This is a genomic window from Variovorax sp. GW821-FHT10D07 (genome assembly GCF_059415325.1).
In genome coordinates this window covers 166,532-183,480 of sequence record NZ_JBWKMZ010000015.1, presented here as the reverse complement: position 1 = coordinate 183,480, position 16,949 = coordinate 166,532, and the positions used below count along the sequence as shown (strand labels likewise).

Sequence of the window (16,949 nt, the reverse complement as noted above, 5' to 3'; positions counted from 1 at the left end):
TTCATGACGACCAGCCTGGTCCCGCGGATGGCCGCGCTGCTGCTCGCCACGCTGCTCGCCGGCGCCGCGCTGGCCCAGGGCCTGCCGCGCGCCACCGCGCTGCCGGCGCCCGATGCCGACGACGGCAAGAGCTTCCGCGCCATCGCGCTGCACGACGTGCGCCACAACGTGCGCGAGAGCTTCGTCGACGAGCCCGAACCCACCGCGCTCGACGAGCGCACCGTGGCCGACTTCTTCGCCTGGCTGCGCAGCTCGGGCCATCACCCGGTGAGCCTGCAGCAGATCGTCGATGCGCGCGCCGGTGGCCGGCCGCTGCCCTCGAAGGCCGTGCTGCTGACCTTCGACGACGGCTACGAGAGCTTCTATACCAAGGTCTATCCGCTGCTGAAGCAATTCGGTTATCCGGCCGTGATGGCACTCGTCACGGGCTGGCTCGAGGTGCCGCCGGGCCAGGTGGTCGCGGGCTACGGCGCGCGCAACCCGTTGAAGCGCGAGGCCTTCATCAGCTGGAGCCAGGCGCGCGAGATGGGCGCCTCGGGCCTGGTCGAGTTCGCGAGCCACGGCGACGCGATCCACACCGGCGTGCCCGGCAATCCGCAAGGCAACCTGCAGCCCGCGGCCGTCACGCACCGCTACGACAGCGCCACCGGCCGCTACGAGGACGACGCGGCCTGGGTCGCGCGCGTCGAGGCCGACCTGCGCCGCAGCCGCGGCCTGATCGAGGCCCATACCGGCACCCGCGTGCGCGCCATGGTGTGGCCCTACGGTGCCTACAACAAGCAGACGCTGCGCGCGGCCGACCGCGCCGGCATGCCGATCACCCTGACGCTCGACGAGGGCGCGAACACGCCCGAGGTGCCGCTGCAGACCATCCGCCGCGGCCTGGCCACCTACGACATGTCGGTGCCCGACTTCAGCCTGCTGCGCGCGCCCGCGCGGCCCGATCCGCGCGCGCTGCACCGCGCCATGCACATCGACCTCGATCACATCTACGACCCCGACCCGGCGCAGCAGGAGGCCAACCTCTCGCGCCTGCTCGACCGGGTGCAGGCCGTCGGCCCCTCGGCCGTCTACCTGCAGGCCTTCGCCGATCCCGATGGCGACGGCGCGGCCGATGCGCTGTACTTCCCGAACCGGCACCTGCCGATGCGCGCCGACCTGTTCAACCGCGTCGCCTGGCAGCTGCGCACGCGCGCCGGGGTCGAGGTCTATGCCTGGATGCCGGTGCTCGCGTTCCAGCTGCCCGCGAACCACCCGCTGGCCGACGTGCGCGTGACGCACCTCGAACCCACGTCGGCCGCGGCGCGCGACCAGACGCGCTACCACCGGCTCTCGCCGGCCGATGCGCGCGTGCGCGCGCTGATCGGTGACATCTACGAGGACCTCGCGAAGAACACGCCGATCGCGGGCCTGCTGTTCCACGACGACGCCACCTACAGCGACGACGAGGACGCCAGCCCCGCGGCGCTGCGCGAACTCGCCGCGCAGGGCCTGCCGGCCGACCTCGCCGCGGTGCGCGCCGATCCCGCGCTGCGCGCGCGCTGGACCGCGTGGAAGACGCGCCAGCTCACCGACTTCACGCTCGAACTCGCGCAGCGCGCCCGCGACTGGCAGCCGCGCCTGCTCACCGCGCGCAACCTCTATGCGCGCCCGGTGCTCGAGCCGGCCGCGCAGGAGTGGTTCGCGCAGGACCTCGCGCAATCGCTGCAGGCCTACGACTACACCGCCGTGATGGCGATGCCCTTCATGGAGCAGGCGACCGATCCGCAGGCCTGGCTGGCGGCGCTGTTCCGCCAGGTGGCGGCGCAGCCGCAGGGCCTGGCGCGCACCGTGTTCGAGCTGCAGGCGCGCGACTGGCGCAGCGGCCGCATGGTCGACAAGGACACGCTGGCCGCGCAGTGGACCCTGCTGCACCGGCTGGGCGCGCGCCATGTCGCGCTCTATCCCGACGACTTCCTCGCGGGCGAGCCGCCGCTGGTGACGGTGCGCGACATCCTCTCGGTGCGCGCCAACCTCGCGGGCGGCAAGGTCGACGGCCTGGAGACGCCGCCGGCGCTCGCGCCCGCCAAGCCGGCCCCGGCCTCCGCGCCGACCGCACCGGGAGCCGCGCGATGAACCCCGAATTCTTCGGTTCCGACGTGGTGCGCGCGCTGCTCAACTACGTCTTCTACTACCCCTTCCTCGCGGCCTATGTCTGGATGGCCGGCGGCCTCGCGCATGCGCTGGTGTTCGAGCGCGGCCGCCACCGCAAGGTCGATCCGCTGCCGCTGTTGCCCGAGCGGCCGCTGGTCAGCGTGATCGTGCCCTGCTTCAACGAGGGCGAGCGCGTGCAGGAGGTGATCGAGCAGCTGATGCGCAGCCACTACCCGAACTACGAGGTCATCGCCGTCAACGACGGCAGCAGCGACGACACCGGCGCCATCCTCGATGCGCTGGCCGCGCGCTACGGCCAGCTGCGCGTGGTGCACCACGCCACCAACCAGGGCAAGGCGGTGGCGCTCAACACCGCAGCGGTGCTGGCCAACGGCGAGTACATCCTCGGCGTGGACGGCGATGCGCTGGTCGACCCCGATGCCATCGCCTGGATGCTGACCCACATGCTGCATTCGGAGCGCGTGGGCGCCGTCACCGGCAACCCGCGCATCCGCGGCCGCACCACCCTGCTCGGGCGCATGCAGGTGGGCGAGTTCTCCTCCAACATCGGCCTCATCAAGCGCACCCAGCAGCTGGCCGGGCGGCTGTTCACGGTCTCGGGCGTGCTCTCGATGTTCCGCCGCAACGCGCTGCTCGACGTCGACTTCTGGAGTCCCGACGTCATGACCGAAGACATCGACATCAGCTGGAAGCTGCAGCTCAAGGACTGGCGCGTGCGCTACGAGCCGCGCGCGCTGTGCTGGATCCTGATGCCCGAGACCGTGCGCGGCCTCTACCGCCAGCGCCAGCGCTGGGCCACCGGCGGCATCCAGACCCTGCTGCGCTACACGGGCCAGGTGCTCAAGCCGCGCAACTTCATGATGTGGCCGGTGTTCCTCGAGTACCTGGCCAGCGTGGTCTGGGCCTACGCCATGTTCGCGGTGCTGGTGCTCGCGCTGGTGCGGCGCTTCCTGCCGCCCGAGTGGCAGTACGTGGGCTTCTGGCCCGAGTGGCACGGGATGCTGCTGGGCATCACCTGCATGCTGCAGATGGGCGTGAGCCTGTGGATCGACCGCCACTACGACCGCGACATCCTGCGCTACCTGGTCTGGACCATCTGGTATCCGCTTGCCTTCTGGATGATCAACATGTTCACCACGGTCGTGGCCTTGCCGGCCACGATCCTGCGGCGCAAGGGCAAGCGCGCCCGGTGGACCAGCCCCGACAGAGGAGTGATAGCGAATGAACGATCGACTGCATCCGTCCGTGCCATCGAGCATGAATGAAGACCTGGGCCTGGACCTGGGCGCGGTGCCGCCCCGGCCCAACGGCAAGGCGCCGCCGCGCGAGCGCGAATGGGCCGAGCCGCAGGGCGAGGTGCCGGTGCTCGATGCCGCGCGCATGCCGTTGAGCGCCTTCATGCGCCACAAGACGCCGCAGGGCGCGCTGTTCATGTTCGTGTGGCTGCGCATCGCGCGGCCGCTGCTGCTGGCCGCGTTCTGGGTCGGCGTGGCGTTCTACGCCTGGCGCCACTTCTTCCAGGTCTGGCGGCCGGTGGAAGGCGCGAACCTGCTCACGCTCTATGCCCTGTCGGTGCTCGCCATCTTCGCGCTGATGCTGCTGCTCGCGCCGGTGCGCCGGCGCGCCATCGCCGACGAGGAGACGCGCGGCCGCTCGCCCGACAGCACCGTGGCCCAGCTGGCCGAATACACTTCGCTCGCGCCGCAGCGCCTCACGCTGTGGCAGCGCGCGCGGCGCCTGCTGGTGCAGCACGACCGCGACGGCCGGGTGACCGACGCGGCCGACCTCGACACCGAACCCGCGATGCTCACGCCTTCGGGCACGGCGGTGCGAAAGCGCCGCGCCTGATGCCGCATCGATCCACCCCGGGACACGGACCTTTCGAATCCGGCCACGCGGCCGCTGCGTACGCATGCCCATGAAAAAGACAGAAGTGATGGCGACGGCGATGGAGATGGCGAGAAAGGGGCTGGGCTTCGCGCCGGCGCTCGCGATCGAGCAGATCGCCGAATTGATCGCGCAGGAGGACCCGGCGGACGAGCTCTACGACAGCAAGGTCGAGCGGCTGCTCAAGCTGGCGGCCTGCATCTGGAGCCTGCGGCGGGATGTGGTGACGCCGCCCGGAGAGGGCGGACGGCTGCTCTGAGCGGCCGTCCGGGACACCGGGTCTACAGGGCGTCGAGGATTTCCTTGCGCTTCTTCTCGTACTCCTCCTCGGTGATGTCCTTGCGCTCCCGCAGCGCCTTGAGCTGATCGAGCCGCTCGGAGGTCGTGCCCCGCTGCCGTTGCGCGGGCGCTCCAGTGAAGGAAGTTTCGCGCAACGCGGCCTGCATGCGCAGCAGCGCATCCTCCATGGCGCGTCGGCCGGCGAAGCCGTGATCGAAGAGCCGTTCGGAGGTCTCGGCGCTGCCGAAGCCCACCACGCGGGGACTGGCGACCAGCGCGCCCGCGGGATCGCGGATCTGGCTCGTCAGGTCGACGGAGAAGCTCGTGGGCGGCCAGGTGAACAGGCCGGAGCCGCCCGAGGTCGTGACGATCGTGGGCACGATGACGTAGTGGACGCCGCTGCTCGCCGTTTCCGCGGGGTTGGCAATGGACGGAAGCTTCACGATGTCCGAGAACACGTTCGAGAGCATCTTCTCGAAGCCCGCATCGATGTCGCGGTAGGGGAAGTACCGGATGTTGTCCCCGCCGCCGCCCGGTGTCGTGACTTCCATGTCGGCGAGGGCCGCGGGGATGTGATAGCCCACGCGCAGCGGCATCGGCGCGGGCGCGTCCGCGCTGCGCGCGAGGCGCGCCTGATCGGGAACGACGGCGATCGGATGGGCGCAACCGGCGAGGACCGTGATGGCCAGCAGGGCGAGCCAGGCTTTGAAGGAGTGCAGGGTCGATGTCATGGTGCGCGGAGTTTAGGGGCGCGCCGGCACCGCCTGCGCCGTACGCCACCGCGCGGGCGTGGTTCCTTCCCAGCCGCGGAACGCGCGCGTGAACGAATTCAGCTCCTCGAAGCCCAGCACGAAGGCGATCTCGCCGGCTTCGAGCTGCGTGTCCTCGAGCAGTTGCCGCGCGGCCTGGTGGCGCACCTCGTCGAGCAGCCGCTGGTAGCTGGTGCCGGCCTCCTCGAGCCGGCGCTGCAGCGTGCGCGTGCTCACGCAGAGTTCGGCCGCCACGGTCTGGATGCTCGGGCGCTCGCCGCGCAGGGTGCGGCCCAGCACGGCGCGCGCCTGGTCGAGCAGCGAGCCGGCCGGGGTCTGCGCGGCCAGCGCGGCCTCCAGGCCGGGCAGCAGCACCGCGAGCAGGTCCTGGTTGTGGGTGACGAAGGGCTGCGCGAGCAGCGCCTCGTCGAACACGATGACGTCGGCCGCGGCGCCGAAGCGCGGCGCGCAGCCGAAATGCGCGCCCAGCATCGCGGCCTGCGCGCTCGTGTGCGCGCGCACCAGCTCGACCCGGCGCGGCACCACGCGGGTGCCGGTGCCGCGCCGCGCGAGCTCGAGCACCGACGCGAAGGTGCCGTCGGTCAGCAGCTGCGGCGAATGGCCCTCGACCAGGAACCAGTGAAAGCGCACGCGGACCTCGCCGTCGCCGCGCTCGATGCGGATCACTTCGGGGCAGGTCAGCCGCTTGAAGCGCGACAGCCGCTGCAGCGCCTCGCCGAAGTTCGGCGAGTGCAGCGCCGCGATCGAGGCGATGTCGTAGTGCTCGGTCGCGCCCTCGGCGCCGATGCGCAGGCCCAGCGCGGGATCGGGGTTCATCGCGGCCAGCGCGTCCCACACGGCGAACATCTGCCGCGTCGTGATGCGCGCCTTGCCGCTCGCGAACAGGTCGGCCGGCAGGCCCGCGCGGCGCAGCATCGACTGCGTGTCGAAGCCCAGCAGCCGCAGCCGCTGCTGCATCACGGCGGGCACGACGATCAGGTCGGGCGGGCGCTGGGTCATCGCCGGTCGTCGCCCGCCGCGAGGTGGATCGCCGCGCGGATCCGCGGATAGGTGCCGCAGCGGCAGATGTTGCCGCTCATCGCGGCGTCGATGTCGGCATCGCTGGGCTTCGGCGTGTGGCGCAGCAGCGCGCAGGCCGACATCAGCTGGCCGCTCTGACAGTAGCCGCACTGCACCACGTCGAGTTCGGTCCAGGCGCGGCGCAGCGCGTCGATCTCGGGGCCCTTCACGCCCTCGATGGTCGATACCGCGCGGCCCTGCACGGCCGACAGCGGCGTGGCGCACGAGCGCACCGCCTCGCCGTCGAGCATCACGGTGCAGGCGCCGCACAGCGCCTTGCCGCAGCCGAACTTGGTGCCGTTCATGTGCAGCTCGCCGCGTAGCACCCACAGGAGGGGCGTGTCGTCCTCGGCCGTCACCGCGACGGGGCGGCCGTTGATCTGGAGCGTGGTGGTCATGGGGTTCCTTCCTTTTCTCTCGTGCCGTGCGTTCAGGCCAGGCGCAGCGGCAGCGAACGCAGCCGCTGGCCGGTGAGCGCGAACACCGCGTTGGCCACGGCCGGCGCCACCGGCGGCGTGCCCGGCTCGCCCACGCCCGTGGGCGGCGCGCTGCTCGGCACGATCGCGATCTCGATCTGCGGGCATTCGTTCATGCGCAGCGGCGCGTAGTCGTGGAAGTTGCTCTGCTGCACCTGGCCGCGCTCGATGGTGATCTCGCCGTGCAGCGCGGCCGAGAGGCCGAACACGATCGCGCTCTCCATCTGCTGGCGCACCAGGTTCGGGTTCACGGCCAGCCCGCAGTCGACCGCGCAGTACATGCGCCGCACGCGGATCTGCCGCTCGGGCGTCAGCGAGACCTCGGCCACCTGCGCCACCACGCTGCCGAAACTGCGGTGCAGCGCGAGGCCGCGCGCGCGGCGCGTGCCGTCGGCCTCGGGCGCCAGCGGCGTGCCCCAGCCCGACATCGCCGTCACCCGTTGCAGCACGCCCAGGTGCCGCGCCTCGGCCGGGCTGCCCGCCAGCAGCGCGCGGCGAAACGCCACCGGGTCCTGGCCCGCGGCATGCGCGCATTCGTCGATGAAGCTCTCGGTGAAGAAGCCGTTCTGCGAATGGTTGACCGAGCGCCAGATGCCGACCGTGACCGCCGACTCCATCGTGCGGTGCGCCACGCGCGCATGGGCGAAGCGGTAGGCGGTGGTGGCCGTGCCCTCGGCCGCCGCGCTCAGGAAGGCCGGCGAGCCCAGGCTCGAGCCCGCGGTGTCGATGCGCCAGGCCACCAGCCGGCCCTGCGCATCGAAGCCGGCCTTGCTGCGCGCCACGTAGGCCGGGCGGTAGTAGTCGTGCGCCATGTCCTGCTCGCGCGACCACATCAGCTGCACCGGCATGCCGTCCGTTTCGCGCGCCAGCGCCGCCGCCTGCATCACGAAGTCGCCGAGGTAGCGGCGCCCGAAGCCGCCGCCGAGGTAGGCCAGCCGGATGTCGACCTTCGCGGCCTCGATGCCCAGCACCTTAGCGATGCCGCCGCGCAGCATGCCCGGCCCCTGCACGCCGACCCAGACGGTGGCCGCGCCGTCCTTGAATTGCACGGTGCAGTTCATCGGCTCCATGGTGGCGTGCGCGATGAAGGGCACGCGGTACTCGGCCTCGATGGTGCGCTCGGCGCTCTTCATCGCGGCGTCGGCGTCGCCGGTCTCGAGGTGCACGTCGGCCTGGTCCGGCGCATCGAGGCTCTGCGCGAGCTGGTCGATCAGCGCGCGGCTCGACAGGCTGGCGGCCGCGCCGTGGTCCCAGTCGATCGCGACCTTGTCGAGCGCGCGCATCGCATGCCAGGGCGTGTCGGCGATCACCGCCACCGCGCCCGAGGTCATGCCGCCCGAGCCCAGGCCGCCGCCCACCGGCGCGAGCGCCACCACCTTGCGCACGCCGGGCATCGCGCGCGCGGCCGTGTCGTCGAAGCGCGCCACCCGGCCGCCCAGCGTGGGGCACATCGAGAGCGTGGCGTAGAGCAAGCCGTCGGGCGGCAGCGCGTCGAGCCCGTAGCGCGCCGAGCCGTCGAGCTTGGCGGCGCTGTCGAGGCGGTGCACCGGCCGGCCGATCAGCGTGTAGCGCGAGGGATCCTTGAGCACGACTTGCGCCGGCAGCGGCTGCGTCGCCGCGCGCGCCGCCAGTTCGCCGAAGCGCGCGCTGCGTTGCGAGGCCGGATGCGAGACCCGGCCGGCCGTCACCTCGCATTCGGCCGCCGGCACGCCCCAGGCCGCCGCCGCGGCGCCCACCAGCATCGCGCGCGCCGAGGCGCCGGCCTCGCGCAGCGGCGTCCACTGGTCGACGATGCCCGACGATCCGCCGCTGCCCCAGAGCCCGGGCACCTCGCGCAGCAGCTTGCTGACCACGTGGCGGGTGCCGCGCTTGAGCGCGCCGTCGTCGTCGGGCTTGAACATCGGCAGGTTGTCGAGCAGCGCCGCCTGGTTGTTGTAGATCGGGTCGTAGCCGGCCTGCTCGAGCCGCAGCTGGGCGAGGTCGGCATCCATCTCCTCGGCCAGCAGCATCGCCAGCCCGGTGTGGATGCCCTGGCCCATCTCGGCCGCGGCCATCATCAGCGTGACCGTGTCGTCGGGCGACACCTTGACCCAGCCGTTCAGAGCCACCTGGCCGCTGGCCATGGCAGGCAGCGGCTCGGCGGTGGTCAGCCGCTGGCGCGTGGGCGAGGCGGACCAGCCGACGACCAGCGCACCGAGGGTGGCGGCCGTGCCGAGCAGGAAATGGCGACGTTTGAGGGCGGGCATGGGGCGGACTCCGTGCGGCTTCGAGCGGCCGCGATGGGCGGGAGTGTGCGCGGCGCACCGCGGGCTTGCCAATCCGATTGCGCCAATCGAACGGCGGATCGCGCCAGCCCGCGAGCCCGGCCGGGCCGGGTCCGTGCGTCGACCCGGTGTTTTCGGCCGGCCGGCGGTTTTTTGAGCCCCGGCTCCGTGGCGCCTGTGAGCTAGGACACATTTGTCACCAGAAAGTTAATGCGGGTTGCTACCGGGATCCGTAGTATTCATTTCGGTTTAAGCATCTCATGCGCAATCCGCATAACGGCCCGTTTTCGAACGTGCAACGGCCGACCTCGCGTCGGCAGTGGAACCACCCCAGCGTGTTGCGGTTCGGCGAACTTACCTAGCGGAGGAAACCAGATGGCCGTACGTGATCGCGTCACCAGCCCCGTGGCGCTTGCCTTGCCGACGCCAAGGCCCGGTCATGTCGTGCGGTTCATCGTCGCGCCCATGGTCGCTCGCCTGCGGGCGGGCTTCGACGGGATCCGGCGCCCGAACCTGGCCGCGCCGCGCCATGCGCCGCCGTTCGCGCCGCGTGGCGGGCCGCGCGAAGGGCCCGTGGCGCAGTTCCCCGTTCCGTCGGCGCCCCTGCCGTCCGGCACCGGCGCGCCGGTGCGGGCCTGCGCCTTCGTCTTCATCGCGAACCTGCCGCAGCTCATGGAGGTCTACGGCGCCGAGTTCGCGCTGCACGCCAGCATCGAGATCAAGTACCGCCTGCTGACGAGCTTCGTGAGCGTGGCCGACGCCGACCTCGCCATGCTGCGGCACGACTGCTTCCTGCTGTGGAGCAACCCGGCGTTTCCGGTCGAGGACGCGCAGGCGCGGCAGGGCGCTTCGGCCCGGCTCGAGAGCCTGCTCACGGGTCTCGGCGGCATGCCGGTGCAGCTGCGCGACACGCGCGCGCTGGTGCAACTGCACGTGGGCTGGAGCGACGCGCCCAGCCCCGGGCGCATGAGCCAGGCCGAGGTCGAGCTCCGGCTGTGGGCCGCGCAGCCGGCGCCCGACTTCCAGCTCGCGCAGACCGAGGGCTGGCAGCGGCTCTACCGCGAGGACATGGAAGTCGCGCTGCAGGTCAGCGACGCGCTGCATGCGCGGCGCCTCGCGATCGAATGGCATCCGGTGGTGGGGGCGCCGGCGCAGGCCGCCGCCTTCGCGGCGCCGCTCTATCACGAGGCACGTTTCCACACCGAGGGCGAGCCGCATGCCGCCGCCGCGCTGCGCTCCGAACTCTTCATGCCCTGCCTGCAGCGGCTGGGCCTGGTGCGCACCTTCGACCACCTCGCGGCCGGCCGCGTGGTGCGGCAGCTGCGCCTGGGCGGCACCGTGCGCCTGGGCCTGAGCATCTCGGCGCAGAGCGCGCGGCGCGACCACTGGTGGGCCTCGCTGATGGTGCTGCTGCGGCGCGAGCCCGAGCTGGCGGCGCGCCTCGTGGTCGAGATCGCCGGCGAACCCACGCTGCCCGATCTCGAATCGGTGCGCGACTTCTGCCTGCAGCTGCAGCTCTGCGGCTGCCGCGTCGCCATCAAGCATTTCGGCGGCGACTCTGGCAACCTCGCGGCCGCCAAGGTCTGCCGGCCCGACATCATCAAGCTCGACCCGGTCTTCATCCGGCGCGCGCGCGAGGACCGCTTCGGCCGCGAGCTGCTCGAGGAGATGCTCGCGCTGTGCGGGAGCTTCGCGCCCTCCATCGTGGTCGACGGCATCGAGCGCGAGGAGGACATCCGCATGGCGCTCGACGCCGGCGCCGAGTGGCTGCAGGGCTGCGGCATTCCCGCCGGCGCGCCGCTGAACGAAGGCACGCTCGCGCGCGGCCCCGGGGGGCGCGCGTGAATCCTCCCTCGCCCGACTTCCATCTGCAGCTCGCGCGGCTGGGCGCGCAGATCGACGTTTTGCAGCACACGCTGCAGGAGGTCATGCGCCACGGCGTCCTGCTGCATGGCGAGCGTGCGCGCGAGAAGCTGCTGGCGCGCGACCAGTACCTGGCGCTCGAGGCCGCGATCCGCGAGCAGGAGCTGCGCGATTCGCCCGCGCTGCGCGCCGTGCGTTCGGTGTGCGCGGCGTGCGCGACGGGCGCGCGGGCGCAGGCCGACGGCGCGCTGCCCGATGGCGCGAGAAGCACGGAGGGCGCGGAGGGCTCCGATGACTCGGATGGCGCCGACCGCGCGCGAGCTCGTGGCGTGCCGGACTCCTTCGCCTAGCGCCGGCATCCGTCCGTGGCGCGGTGCGCCCCCTCCGTCGCCCGCGCACACGGCCGCCATTTCGGCCGCGCCATTCCCCCTGCCTCCCGCTCGGGCCACCCTGCATGTCCCGCCCCGGGGAAGCGAATCGGATGGAGCCTGTTTCCGACCATGTATCTGCATTCCCTTTTTCGAAACGTCCCGGCGGCGGAGCGCGTGGCGCTGGTCGCGCGCAGCGAATTGCGGTCCTTCCGACGCAACGAGACCGTGCTGCGGATGGACGAGTGGACCGACAAGGTCTACTTCGTCGCCTCGGGACTGCTGCGCGTGGTGGTCGGCGGCAACGGCGGCAGCGCGGCCGTCACCACCGACTTCGTGCGCCCGCGCGACCTGTTCCTGAGCCCCACGCTCGACGAGGCGCGCTACCAGTCGATGGCCAACCTCGTGGCCGCGCTGCCGAGTTCGGTCTACCTCATTCCTGCCGCGGCCCTGCACGACATCTGCGCCCGGCATCCGTCGGTGGCGCTCGAGCTGCTCGAGCTCACCGTCAAGCGCATGACCATCATCCGCAGCCAGCTGCGCCGCATCTCCTCGCTCACCTCCGAGACCCTGGTCGCGCGCGTGCTCTACGAACTGACCCAACTCGCGCCGGCCGACACCGGCGGCTTCGACAAGCGCATCTCACAGGCCGTGATCGCGTCGTATGCGGGGCTGTCGCGCGAGGTCGTCAACAAGACCATGCGCGAGATGGAGAACCGCGGCCTGCTGTGGAAGGACGAGCACGGCATCCACGTGGTGGCCGATTTCGCATCGACCGACCATGGCAGTTTCGAGTCGCTCGAGCCGCACTCGGCGAGCGACGAGCGCGAGGGCGACACGCCTTTCATCGCGCCCGACGAACTCGATCTGCTGCGGACCGCGGGCGAGCGCGGACCGGGTGCGAAGTGAGGCGATGCGCGCGCCGTGCATGGCCGTTGTTTTCCGCCCGCCTGTTTGGGGCGAGCTGTGAACCGCCACACAGTTGCGATGCGATCGCGCGTGCGTCGCGAGGGCTCGATTCCTAGCATCGAAACCATGCGGCGATCCGTGCGATTCCAGCCCTCGCCGCGATCACGGATTGCGCACCTCTCGAGGCTTTCATGAGTTCCATCTTCTCCGCTTGCAACTGCAGCATCCACTACCTCGGCCGCGTCCAGCGTTCGGGCTGGATGCGGTTCTTTCCCTGGATGCGGCTGTACCAGTGCGCGAACTGCAAGAAATTGCAGTTGCTGCCGCAGAGGGAGGTGGATCGGGCGAAGGCGGCGTATGGGAGCCGGGTGACGTACAGAAAGGGTGAGCGGGAGGCAGCGGGCTAGGGCCCGATGGGACGAGCCTGCGTCTCAGAGGCTGTATTCGATGGTGCCCATGTAGTGCAGCGTTCCATCGCGAGTTTCCACCGAGCGCGGTGCCTCGATCTGCGCCTCGTCGATGAACACGAAGAAGTTGATGCCGCGCAGGCCCGCGGCTTCGGCGCGGCGGGACAGTTCCGCGGCCCATTGCTCGCTGTACGAATAGCCGGCAACCAGTTCCGCGAGCGTCGGCGCGATGCCCCAGCCGTATTCGAGGAAGTCGTGGTCGTACCAGGTCTCGCCCTGGTCGCGCGCGAATGGCGACACCGGGTCGTCGTCGCCACGCTCATCGCTGTAGTCCTCGGCAAAGTAGGAGGCTGCGAAATCCTCGGGGATGGTGCCCACCCAGAAATGGCAGGTCTGAGTCTGGTGCATGGCGTGCGCTTTCCTTGCGAGGCGGATGGATGTTTCGATGCGAAGCGAACGATCGATTTTCCGCTTTCACCGTCGCCCGACCCCCGCTAGCAGAACCGGCCCAACTCGGCTGGCGCGCTCCCCGGCAACCTGCGCGCGCCCGGGGGATGTCATCGATTCGCCTTACAGGAGGACTACCGTGATTCAGGGTTTCCCCTAGAAGAAAACCCTGTCCAAACAACTCCTCTGACATCCAATCGACATGAAGACCTCTTACCAACTCGCCCTCGCGGCCGCTTTCGCCGTGATGGCCGTGGCCTCCGTCCAGGCCCAGACCACGGGCGGCCGCAGCCGCGAAGCCGTCGAAGCCGAAGCCATTGCCACGGCCCACGCGCCCGACCAGAACGTGACCCGCGGCTCGCGCGGCCCCGAAACGGTGAAGCCGATGGCCGATCCCGATGCGATGTACCAGCAGGCCGTGGCCACCGCCCACGCGGCCGACCAGAACGTGACCCGTGGCTCGCGCGGCCCGGAAACGGTGAAGCCGATGGCCGATCCCGCGAAGGTCTACAACGAAGCCGTGGCAGCCGCCTCGGCGCCCGACCAGAACGTGGTGAGCGGTTCGCGCGTGAACAGCAAGGTGATCTCGACGATGCAGAACCCGGCGCTGACCGCGGCGCAGGGCAAGTAAAAACAGGGGACGACTGGGCCGAGAGCCCGGTGTTTCCTCAGGCGAAGGAGGTGCGGGGCGGCGTGCCCGAGGCCATGCGGCGCAGCATGGCGTTCTGCCGCGCCTCCTCGGCGTCGCGCAGGCTCTTGGCGGCGCGCGCCGCCACGTAGCTCACGTACAGGGTCTCGATGGCGCGGCCCCAGTCGTGGGCCTTCTGCGAAACCCCCTCGGCCTTCACCGGCGAGCCCGTGACGACGTGCGTCGACAGGTCGTCCTCGGGGCGCGCGGGCACGTCGATGCCGGCCTTGCCGAGGATGGCGGCTTTCTGAACGATGGTGAGCATGCGTGGGTCTCCCTGTGTGCAATGCCAGATTAACGGCCGTTCGCGCGGGGCGCCATCCGTCGCTTGACGTATGCGCGCGCCATCGCGAGGCGCCGACCGGCCATAAGCACTAGGCGTGCCATGCAGTCATAGGTCTACAGCGAGCCTGCGGCCGACGACGACTGCCACACCAGCGTGGCGGCGGTCAGGTCCTCGAGCGCGCTGCCGACGGCCTTGAAGACCGTGCGCTCGTCGCTGTCGGGCCGTGTGCGGCCGCCGCATTCGCCGCGGCACAGCGCGGCCAGCGTGCCCTGCACCGCCTCGGCGCGCAGCGTGCCGGCCGCGATCGCGTCGAGCAGGTCGCCGGCCTTCGTCAGCGCCTCGGGCGTGTCGATGAAGGTGCGCGCGTGCGCGAAGCACTGCGCATCGGCCTCGCGCATGGCGGGCGTGAAGCTGCCGATCAGGTCGAGGTGCGAGCCCGGCGCGAGCCATTCGCCGCGCACCAGCGGCGCGGTGGCCAGCGTGGCGCAACTGACGATGTCGGCCTGCCGCACGGCGGCCTCGAGGCCCTCGGGGCCCGGCGCCGCTGCGCGTGCGCCTGCCCAGCCCTGCGCGCGCCATTGCGCGGCCAGTGCTTCGGCGCCTTCGGGGCGGTGGTTCCACACCGTCACTTCCTCGATGGGGCGCACGCTCGCATGGGCCGCGGGCAGCATGCGCGCGATGCGGCCGGTGCCCAGCACCAGCAGCCGCCGCGCATCGCCGCGTGCGAGAAACGAGGCGCCGAGAGCCGAGGAGGCGGCCGTGCGGTGGGCCGTGAGCTCGTCGCCGTCCATCAGCGCGAGCGGCACGCCGGTGCGCGCGTCGTACAGCACATAGGTGGCATGCAGGCCGGGCAGGCCGCGCGCGCCGTTGCCCGGAAAGATGTTGATGGTCTTGATGCCGAGAAAGCCGGCCTCGCTCCAGGCCGGCATGATCAGCACGGTGCCCTTGTCGCCGCTCGCGTTGTCGATGGCGTGCACGTGGCGCGGCGGCACCTGGGCCTCGGCCGCGAAGGCGGCGCGCAGCGCGGGCACGAGGCGCTCGAAGCCCAGCGGGGCACGGGTGGCGGCGGCGTCGAAGTGCTTCATCGGGCGGGCGGGGTGGGTGCGATGGGGGCGGTCGCCAGCGCGGCTTCGAAGAACTCGGCGAGCGCGCGCTGGTAGGTGGTGCCGAAGCGGGCCTCGCTCATCGGCTCGAGATGGCCGGCGCCTGGCACCTCGATCAGCCGCTTGGGCTCGCGCGCATCGGCCAGCAGGCGCCGCGAGTGGTCGACGGGGATCACGGCATCGGCCGTGCCGTGGATCAGCAGCAGCGGGATCGGCGAGAGGGCGGCCACGTACTTCGAGGCGGCGTAGCCGTCGCCCACGAGCAAGCCGGCACCCGAGACCTTGTCGTTGGCGATCGACGAGTAGGAATAAAAGGTCGACTCGATCGCCACCGCGCGCACGCCGGCGCGGTTGCCCGCGCCCACGGCCGCGATCGCGTTGGTGCCGCCGAGGCTTTGGCCGAACACGAGCAAGCGCGCGGGATCGACGTCGGCGCGCGAGCGCACGTGGTCGATGGCGCTGCCCGAGTCCTCGAACACGCCGCGGGGCTCGGGCTTGCCTTCGGAGTCGCCGTAGCCGCGGTAGTCGAACACGAAGACGTTGAAGTCCTGCTTCGGCAGCCAGGCGACGAAGCGCCAGTGCGAGGACATGTTCTGCGCATTGCCGTGGAAATGGATCACCGTGCCCTTGGCCTCGCGCGGATCGGCGCGGCCCGTGGCCGGAATGAACCAGCCGCTGAGCGCGGTGCCGTCGGTGCTCTGGAAGCGCACGCGCTCGTAGCGCAGGCCCAGTGCGTCGGGCGTTTCGTAGCGCACGCGGTCGGGGTAATAGAACATCGACTCGACGCAGCCGCCGAGCAGCAGCAGCGGCAGCGCGAGCAGCGCGCGGCCGGCCAGGCGCGCGAGACGGCGTGGAACGCTCATGGCGTGGTGGCGCGGCTTTCCGCCAGCATGTTGCAGAACAGCGCGCCCTGCTCGATCGCGTCGTCGAGCGCCACGTGGGTGTGCGGCAGGCCGGGGTCGAACCAGCGCCGCGGCATCGCGCGCTTGGTGCTGTCGCGGTAGTCGGTCTTCAGCAGGGCCATGGCGAAGGACTTGACGTCGAGCGCCGAATGGCTGAACGGGCTCTCGCCCGCGAAGCGCATCAGGTACCAGTAGACGAACAGGAAGTCGAAGCCCGCCGGGTAGGCCACGAAGACCGGCCGCGCCTTCAGGCCCTTGAGCCAAGCCACGTAGCTCTTCATCGCATGCGCGGGCTCCTGCAGGTCGCTGCGGCAGGCGGCCCAGGCTTCGGGCTGCGTCCGCCACCACGCGGCGGTCTTCGGGTCGGCCTCGGCGCCGGGCAAGGTGTGCAGGTTGGCGCTGAAGGTGGACACCAGCTTCTTGTCGGCCGTGTAGGCGGCCGAGCCGAAGCTCAGCATCGAATGCGGGCCGGGGATGGGACCGTCGGATTCGACGTCGGTGCTGATGTAGATCTCTGTCATGGGATTCGATCGTTAGGAGGCGCGGTTTGCGCGAGGCCGGGCAGTCGGAAGACATGCAGGTCCTTCCAGTGTCCCGTCGAGTTCTCGATCAGCGCGACCTGCGTGCATTCCGCGCGAATGGCGCCCGAAGCCAGCAGCCGGGCCTGCAGTTCGCCAGCGGCGGCCTCCGCGTCGCTCGCGCTTCCGTGGGCCACCGTGAGATGAGGCACCACGCCCTGATGCTCGCCGCCGTAGGGCCGGAAGTCCGGAAAGGCCTCGACCAGCGTCAATGTCATCGAGACGAAGGGCGTCGCGGGTTCGGGCGCGAGGTAGGCCGTCGTTGGAAAGCGCCCGACCTTGCCGAGCACGAACGAGAACGCGCGGGTGCCGTCGAGCGCTTGCCGTGCGCGTGCCAGGACCTGCGCCGTGATCAGCGCGGGGTCCATGAAGGGCACGAGCAGCGTGATGTGCGCCGGCACGCCGAGCGCGACCGTTGCGTCGTAGTGCCGCCGCAGGTCCTCGACCATCGGCTCGGCGGCGGGGACCTTGACGGCGAATGCGGAGATGGGCATCGGGCGGAGGATAGC

At 71.1% G+C, this 16,949-nt stretch carries 19 protein-coding genes; 9 read left to right on the top strand and 10 right to left on the bottom strand.

Translation table 11 applies throughout. The annotated features are described in order from the left end of the window. Positions 1–3: 3 nt before the first annotated feature. From pgaB to AC07PU_RS34190, 4 genes are all read left to right on the top strand, one after another. The gene (pgaB, locus tag AC07PU_RS34205; protein ID WP_495322651.1) at positions 4–2,115 is read left to right on the top strand and encodes a poly-beta-1,6-N-acetyl-D-glucosamine N-deacetylase PgaB; all 2,112 of its coding nucleotides are present in this window, start codon (positions 4–6) and stop codon (positions 2,113–2,115) included. Continuing rightward, on the top strand, positions 2,112–3,419 hold the full coding sequence (pgaC, locus tag AC07PU_RS34200) for a poly-beta-1,6-N-acetyl-D-glucosamine synthase (protein ID WP_495322650.1): 1,308 nt from the start codon (positions 2,112–2,114) through the stop codon (positions 3,417–3,419). Before pgaB ends, pgaC begins: the two co-directional genes overlap by 4 nt. Beyond that, positions 3,376–4,002 carry a poly-beta-1,6-N-acetyl-D-glucosamine biosynthesis protein PgaD gene (pgaD, locus tag AC07PU_RS34195; protein ID WP_296799043.1) on the top strand — a complete coding sequence of 209 codons (627 nt, stop codon included), beginning with the start codon at positions 3,376–3,378 and terminating at the stop codon, positions 4,000–4,002. Before pgaC ends, pgaD begins: the two co-directional genes overlap by 44 nt. 70 nt (positions 4,003–4,072) lie before the next feature. Further along, positions 4,073–4,300 carry a hypothetical protein gene (locus AC07PU_RS34190; RefSeq protein ID WP_296788096.1) on the top strand — a complete coding sequence of 76 codons (228 nt, stop codon included), beginning with the start codon at positions 4,073–4,075 and terminating at the stop codon, positions 4,298–4,300. A gap of 22 nt (positions 4,301–4,322) precedes the next feature. Here AC07PU_RS34190 and AC07PU_RS34185 read toward each other — a convergent pair whose 3' ends face one another. Genes AC07PU_RS34185 through AC07PU_RS34170 form a run of 4 tightly spaced genes read right to left on the bottom strand, consistent with a single transcriptional unit; the run spans position 4,323 to position 8,871 of the window. Beyond that, a complete protein-coding gene (locus AC07PU_RS34185; RefSeq protein ID WP_495322649.1) occupies positions 4,323–5,051 on the bottom strand; it encodes a hypothetical protein in 729 nt (242 codons plus the stop codon). 12 nt (positions 5,052–5,063) lie between these two features. Continuing rightward, on the bottom strand, positions 5,064–6,089 hold the full coding sequence (locus AC07PU_RS34180; protein ID WP_495322648.1) for an AraC family transcriptional regulator: 1,026 nt from the start codon (positions 6,087–6,089) through the stop codon (positions 5,064–5,066). Next, entirely contained in the window at positions 6,086–6,547 is a 462-nt protein-coding gene (locus AC07PU_RS34175) for a (2Fe-2S)-binding protein (protein ID WP_093347584.1), read from the bottom strand. Before AC07PU_RS34175 ends, AC07PU_RS34180 begins: the two co-directional genes overlap by 4 nt. 32 nt (positions 6,548–6,579) lie before the next feature. Next, positions 6,580–8,871 carry a xanthine dehydrogenase family protein molybdopterin-binding subunit gene (locus AC07PU_RS34170; protein ID WP_495322647.1) on the bottom strand — a complete coding sequence of 764 codons (2,292 nt, stop codon included), beginning with the start codon at positions 8,869–8,871 and terminating at the stop codon, positions 6,580–6,582. Positions 8,872–9,354: 483 nt separating this feature from the next. Between AC07PU_RS34170 and AC07PU_RS34165 the strand changes: the two genes are divergently transcribed. The 4 genes from AC07PU_RS34165 (at position 9,355) to AC07PU_RS34150 (ending at position 12,436) form a co-directional block, all read left to right on the top strand. Further along, complete coding sequence (locus AC07PU_RS34165) at positions 9,355–10,734, top strand: EAL domain-containing protein (protein ID WP_495322646.1); 1,380 nt, start codon at positions 9,355–9,357, stop codon at positions 10,732–10,734. Then, positions 10,731–11,102, top strand: coding sequence for a hypothetical protein (locus AC07PU_RS34160; protein ID WP_495322645.1), 372 nt, complete (start codon positions 10,731–10,733; stop codon positions 11,100–11,102). Before AC07PU_RS34165 ends, AC07PU_RS34160 begins: the two co-directional genes overlap by 4 nt. Positions 11,103–11,252: 150 nt before the next feature. After that, on the top strand, positions 11,253–12,029 hold the full coding sequence (locus AC07PU_RS34155; protein WP_495322644.1) for a Crp/Fnr family transcriptional regulator: 777 nt from the start codon (positions 11,253–11,255) through the stop codon (positions 12,027–12,029). 191 nt (positions 12,030–12,220) lie between these two features. Further along, positions 12,221–12,436: a hypothetical protein gene (locus AC07PU_RS34150; RefSeq protein WP_495322642.1), complete on the top strand. Its 216-nt coding sequence runs from the start codon at positions 12,221–12,223 to the stop codon at positions 12,434–12,436. Positions 12,437–12,460: 24 nt separating this feature from the next. Here AC07PU_RS34150 and AC07PU_RS34145 read toward each other — a convergent pair whose 3' ends face one another. Continuing rightward, complete coding sequence (locus tag AC07PU_RS34145; protein ID WP_093347569.1) at positions 12,461–12,844, bottom strand: immunity 22 family protein; 384 nt, start codon at positions 12,842–12,844, stop codon at positions 12,461–12,463. A gap of 241 nt (positions 12,845–13,085) precedes the next feature. Between AC07PU_RS34145 and AC07PU_RS34140 the strand changes: the two genes are divergently transcribed. Then, positions 13,086–13,514 (top strand): hypothetical protein, encoded by a 429-nt coding sequence (locus AC07PU_RS34140; protein WP_093347567.1) that lies wholly within the window; start codon positions 13,086–13,088, stop codon positions 13,512–13,514. Between the two features lie 37 nt (positions 13,515–13,551). Here AC07PU_RS34140 and AC07PU_RS34135 read toward each other — a convergent pair whose 3' ends face one another. From AC07PU_RS34135 to AC07PU_RS34115, 5 genes are all read right to left on the bottom strand, one after another. After that, complete coding sequence (locus AC07PU_RS34135; RefSeq protein ID WP_296799062.1) at positions 13,552–13,836, bottom strand: hypothetical protein; 285 nt, start codon at positions 13,834–13,836, stop codon at positions 13,552–13,554. Between the two features lie 134 nt (positions 13,837–13,970). Continuing rightward, positions 13,971–14,942, bottom strand: coding sequence for a bifunctional Delta(1)-pyrroline-2-carboxylate/Delta(1)-piperideine-2-carboxylate reductase (gene lhpI / locus AC07PU_RS34130; RefSeq protein ID WP_495322641.1), 972 nt, complete (start codon positions 14,940–14,942; stop codon positions 13,971–13,973). Next, entirely contained in the window at positions 14,939–15,823 is an 885-nt protein-coding gene (locus tag AC07PU_RS34125) for an alpha/beta hydrolase (protein WP_495322640.1), read from the bottom strand. Before AC07PU_RS34125 ends, lhpI begins: the two co-directional genes overlap by 4 nt. Next, positions 15,820–16,383: a 3'-5' exonuclease family protein gene (locus AC07PU_RS34120; RefSeq protein WP_495322639.1), complete on the bottom strand. Its 564-nt coding sequence runs from the start codon at positions 16,381–16,383 to the stop codon at positions 15,820–15,822. Before AC07PU_RS34120 ends, AC07PU_RS34125 begins: the two co-directional genes overlap by 4 nt. Then, positions 16,380–16,934, bottom strand: a complete 555-nt coding sequence (locus AC07PU_RS34115) for a 2'-5' RNA ligase family protein (protein ID WP_490877579.1) — start codon at positions 16,932–16,934, stop codon at positions 16,380–16,382. Before AC07PU_RS34115 ends, AC07PU_RS34120 begins: the two co-directional genes overlap by 4 nt. Positions 16,935–16,949 lie beyond the last annotated feature (15 nt).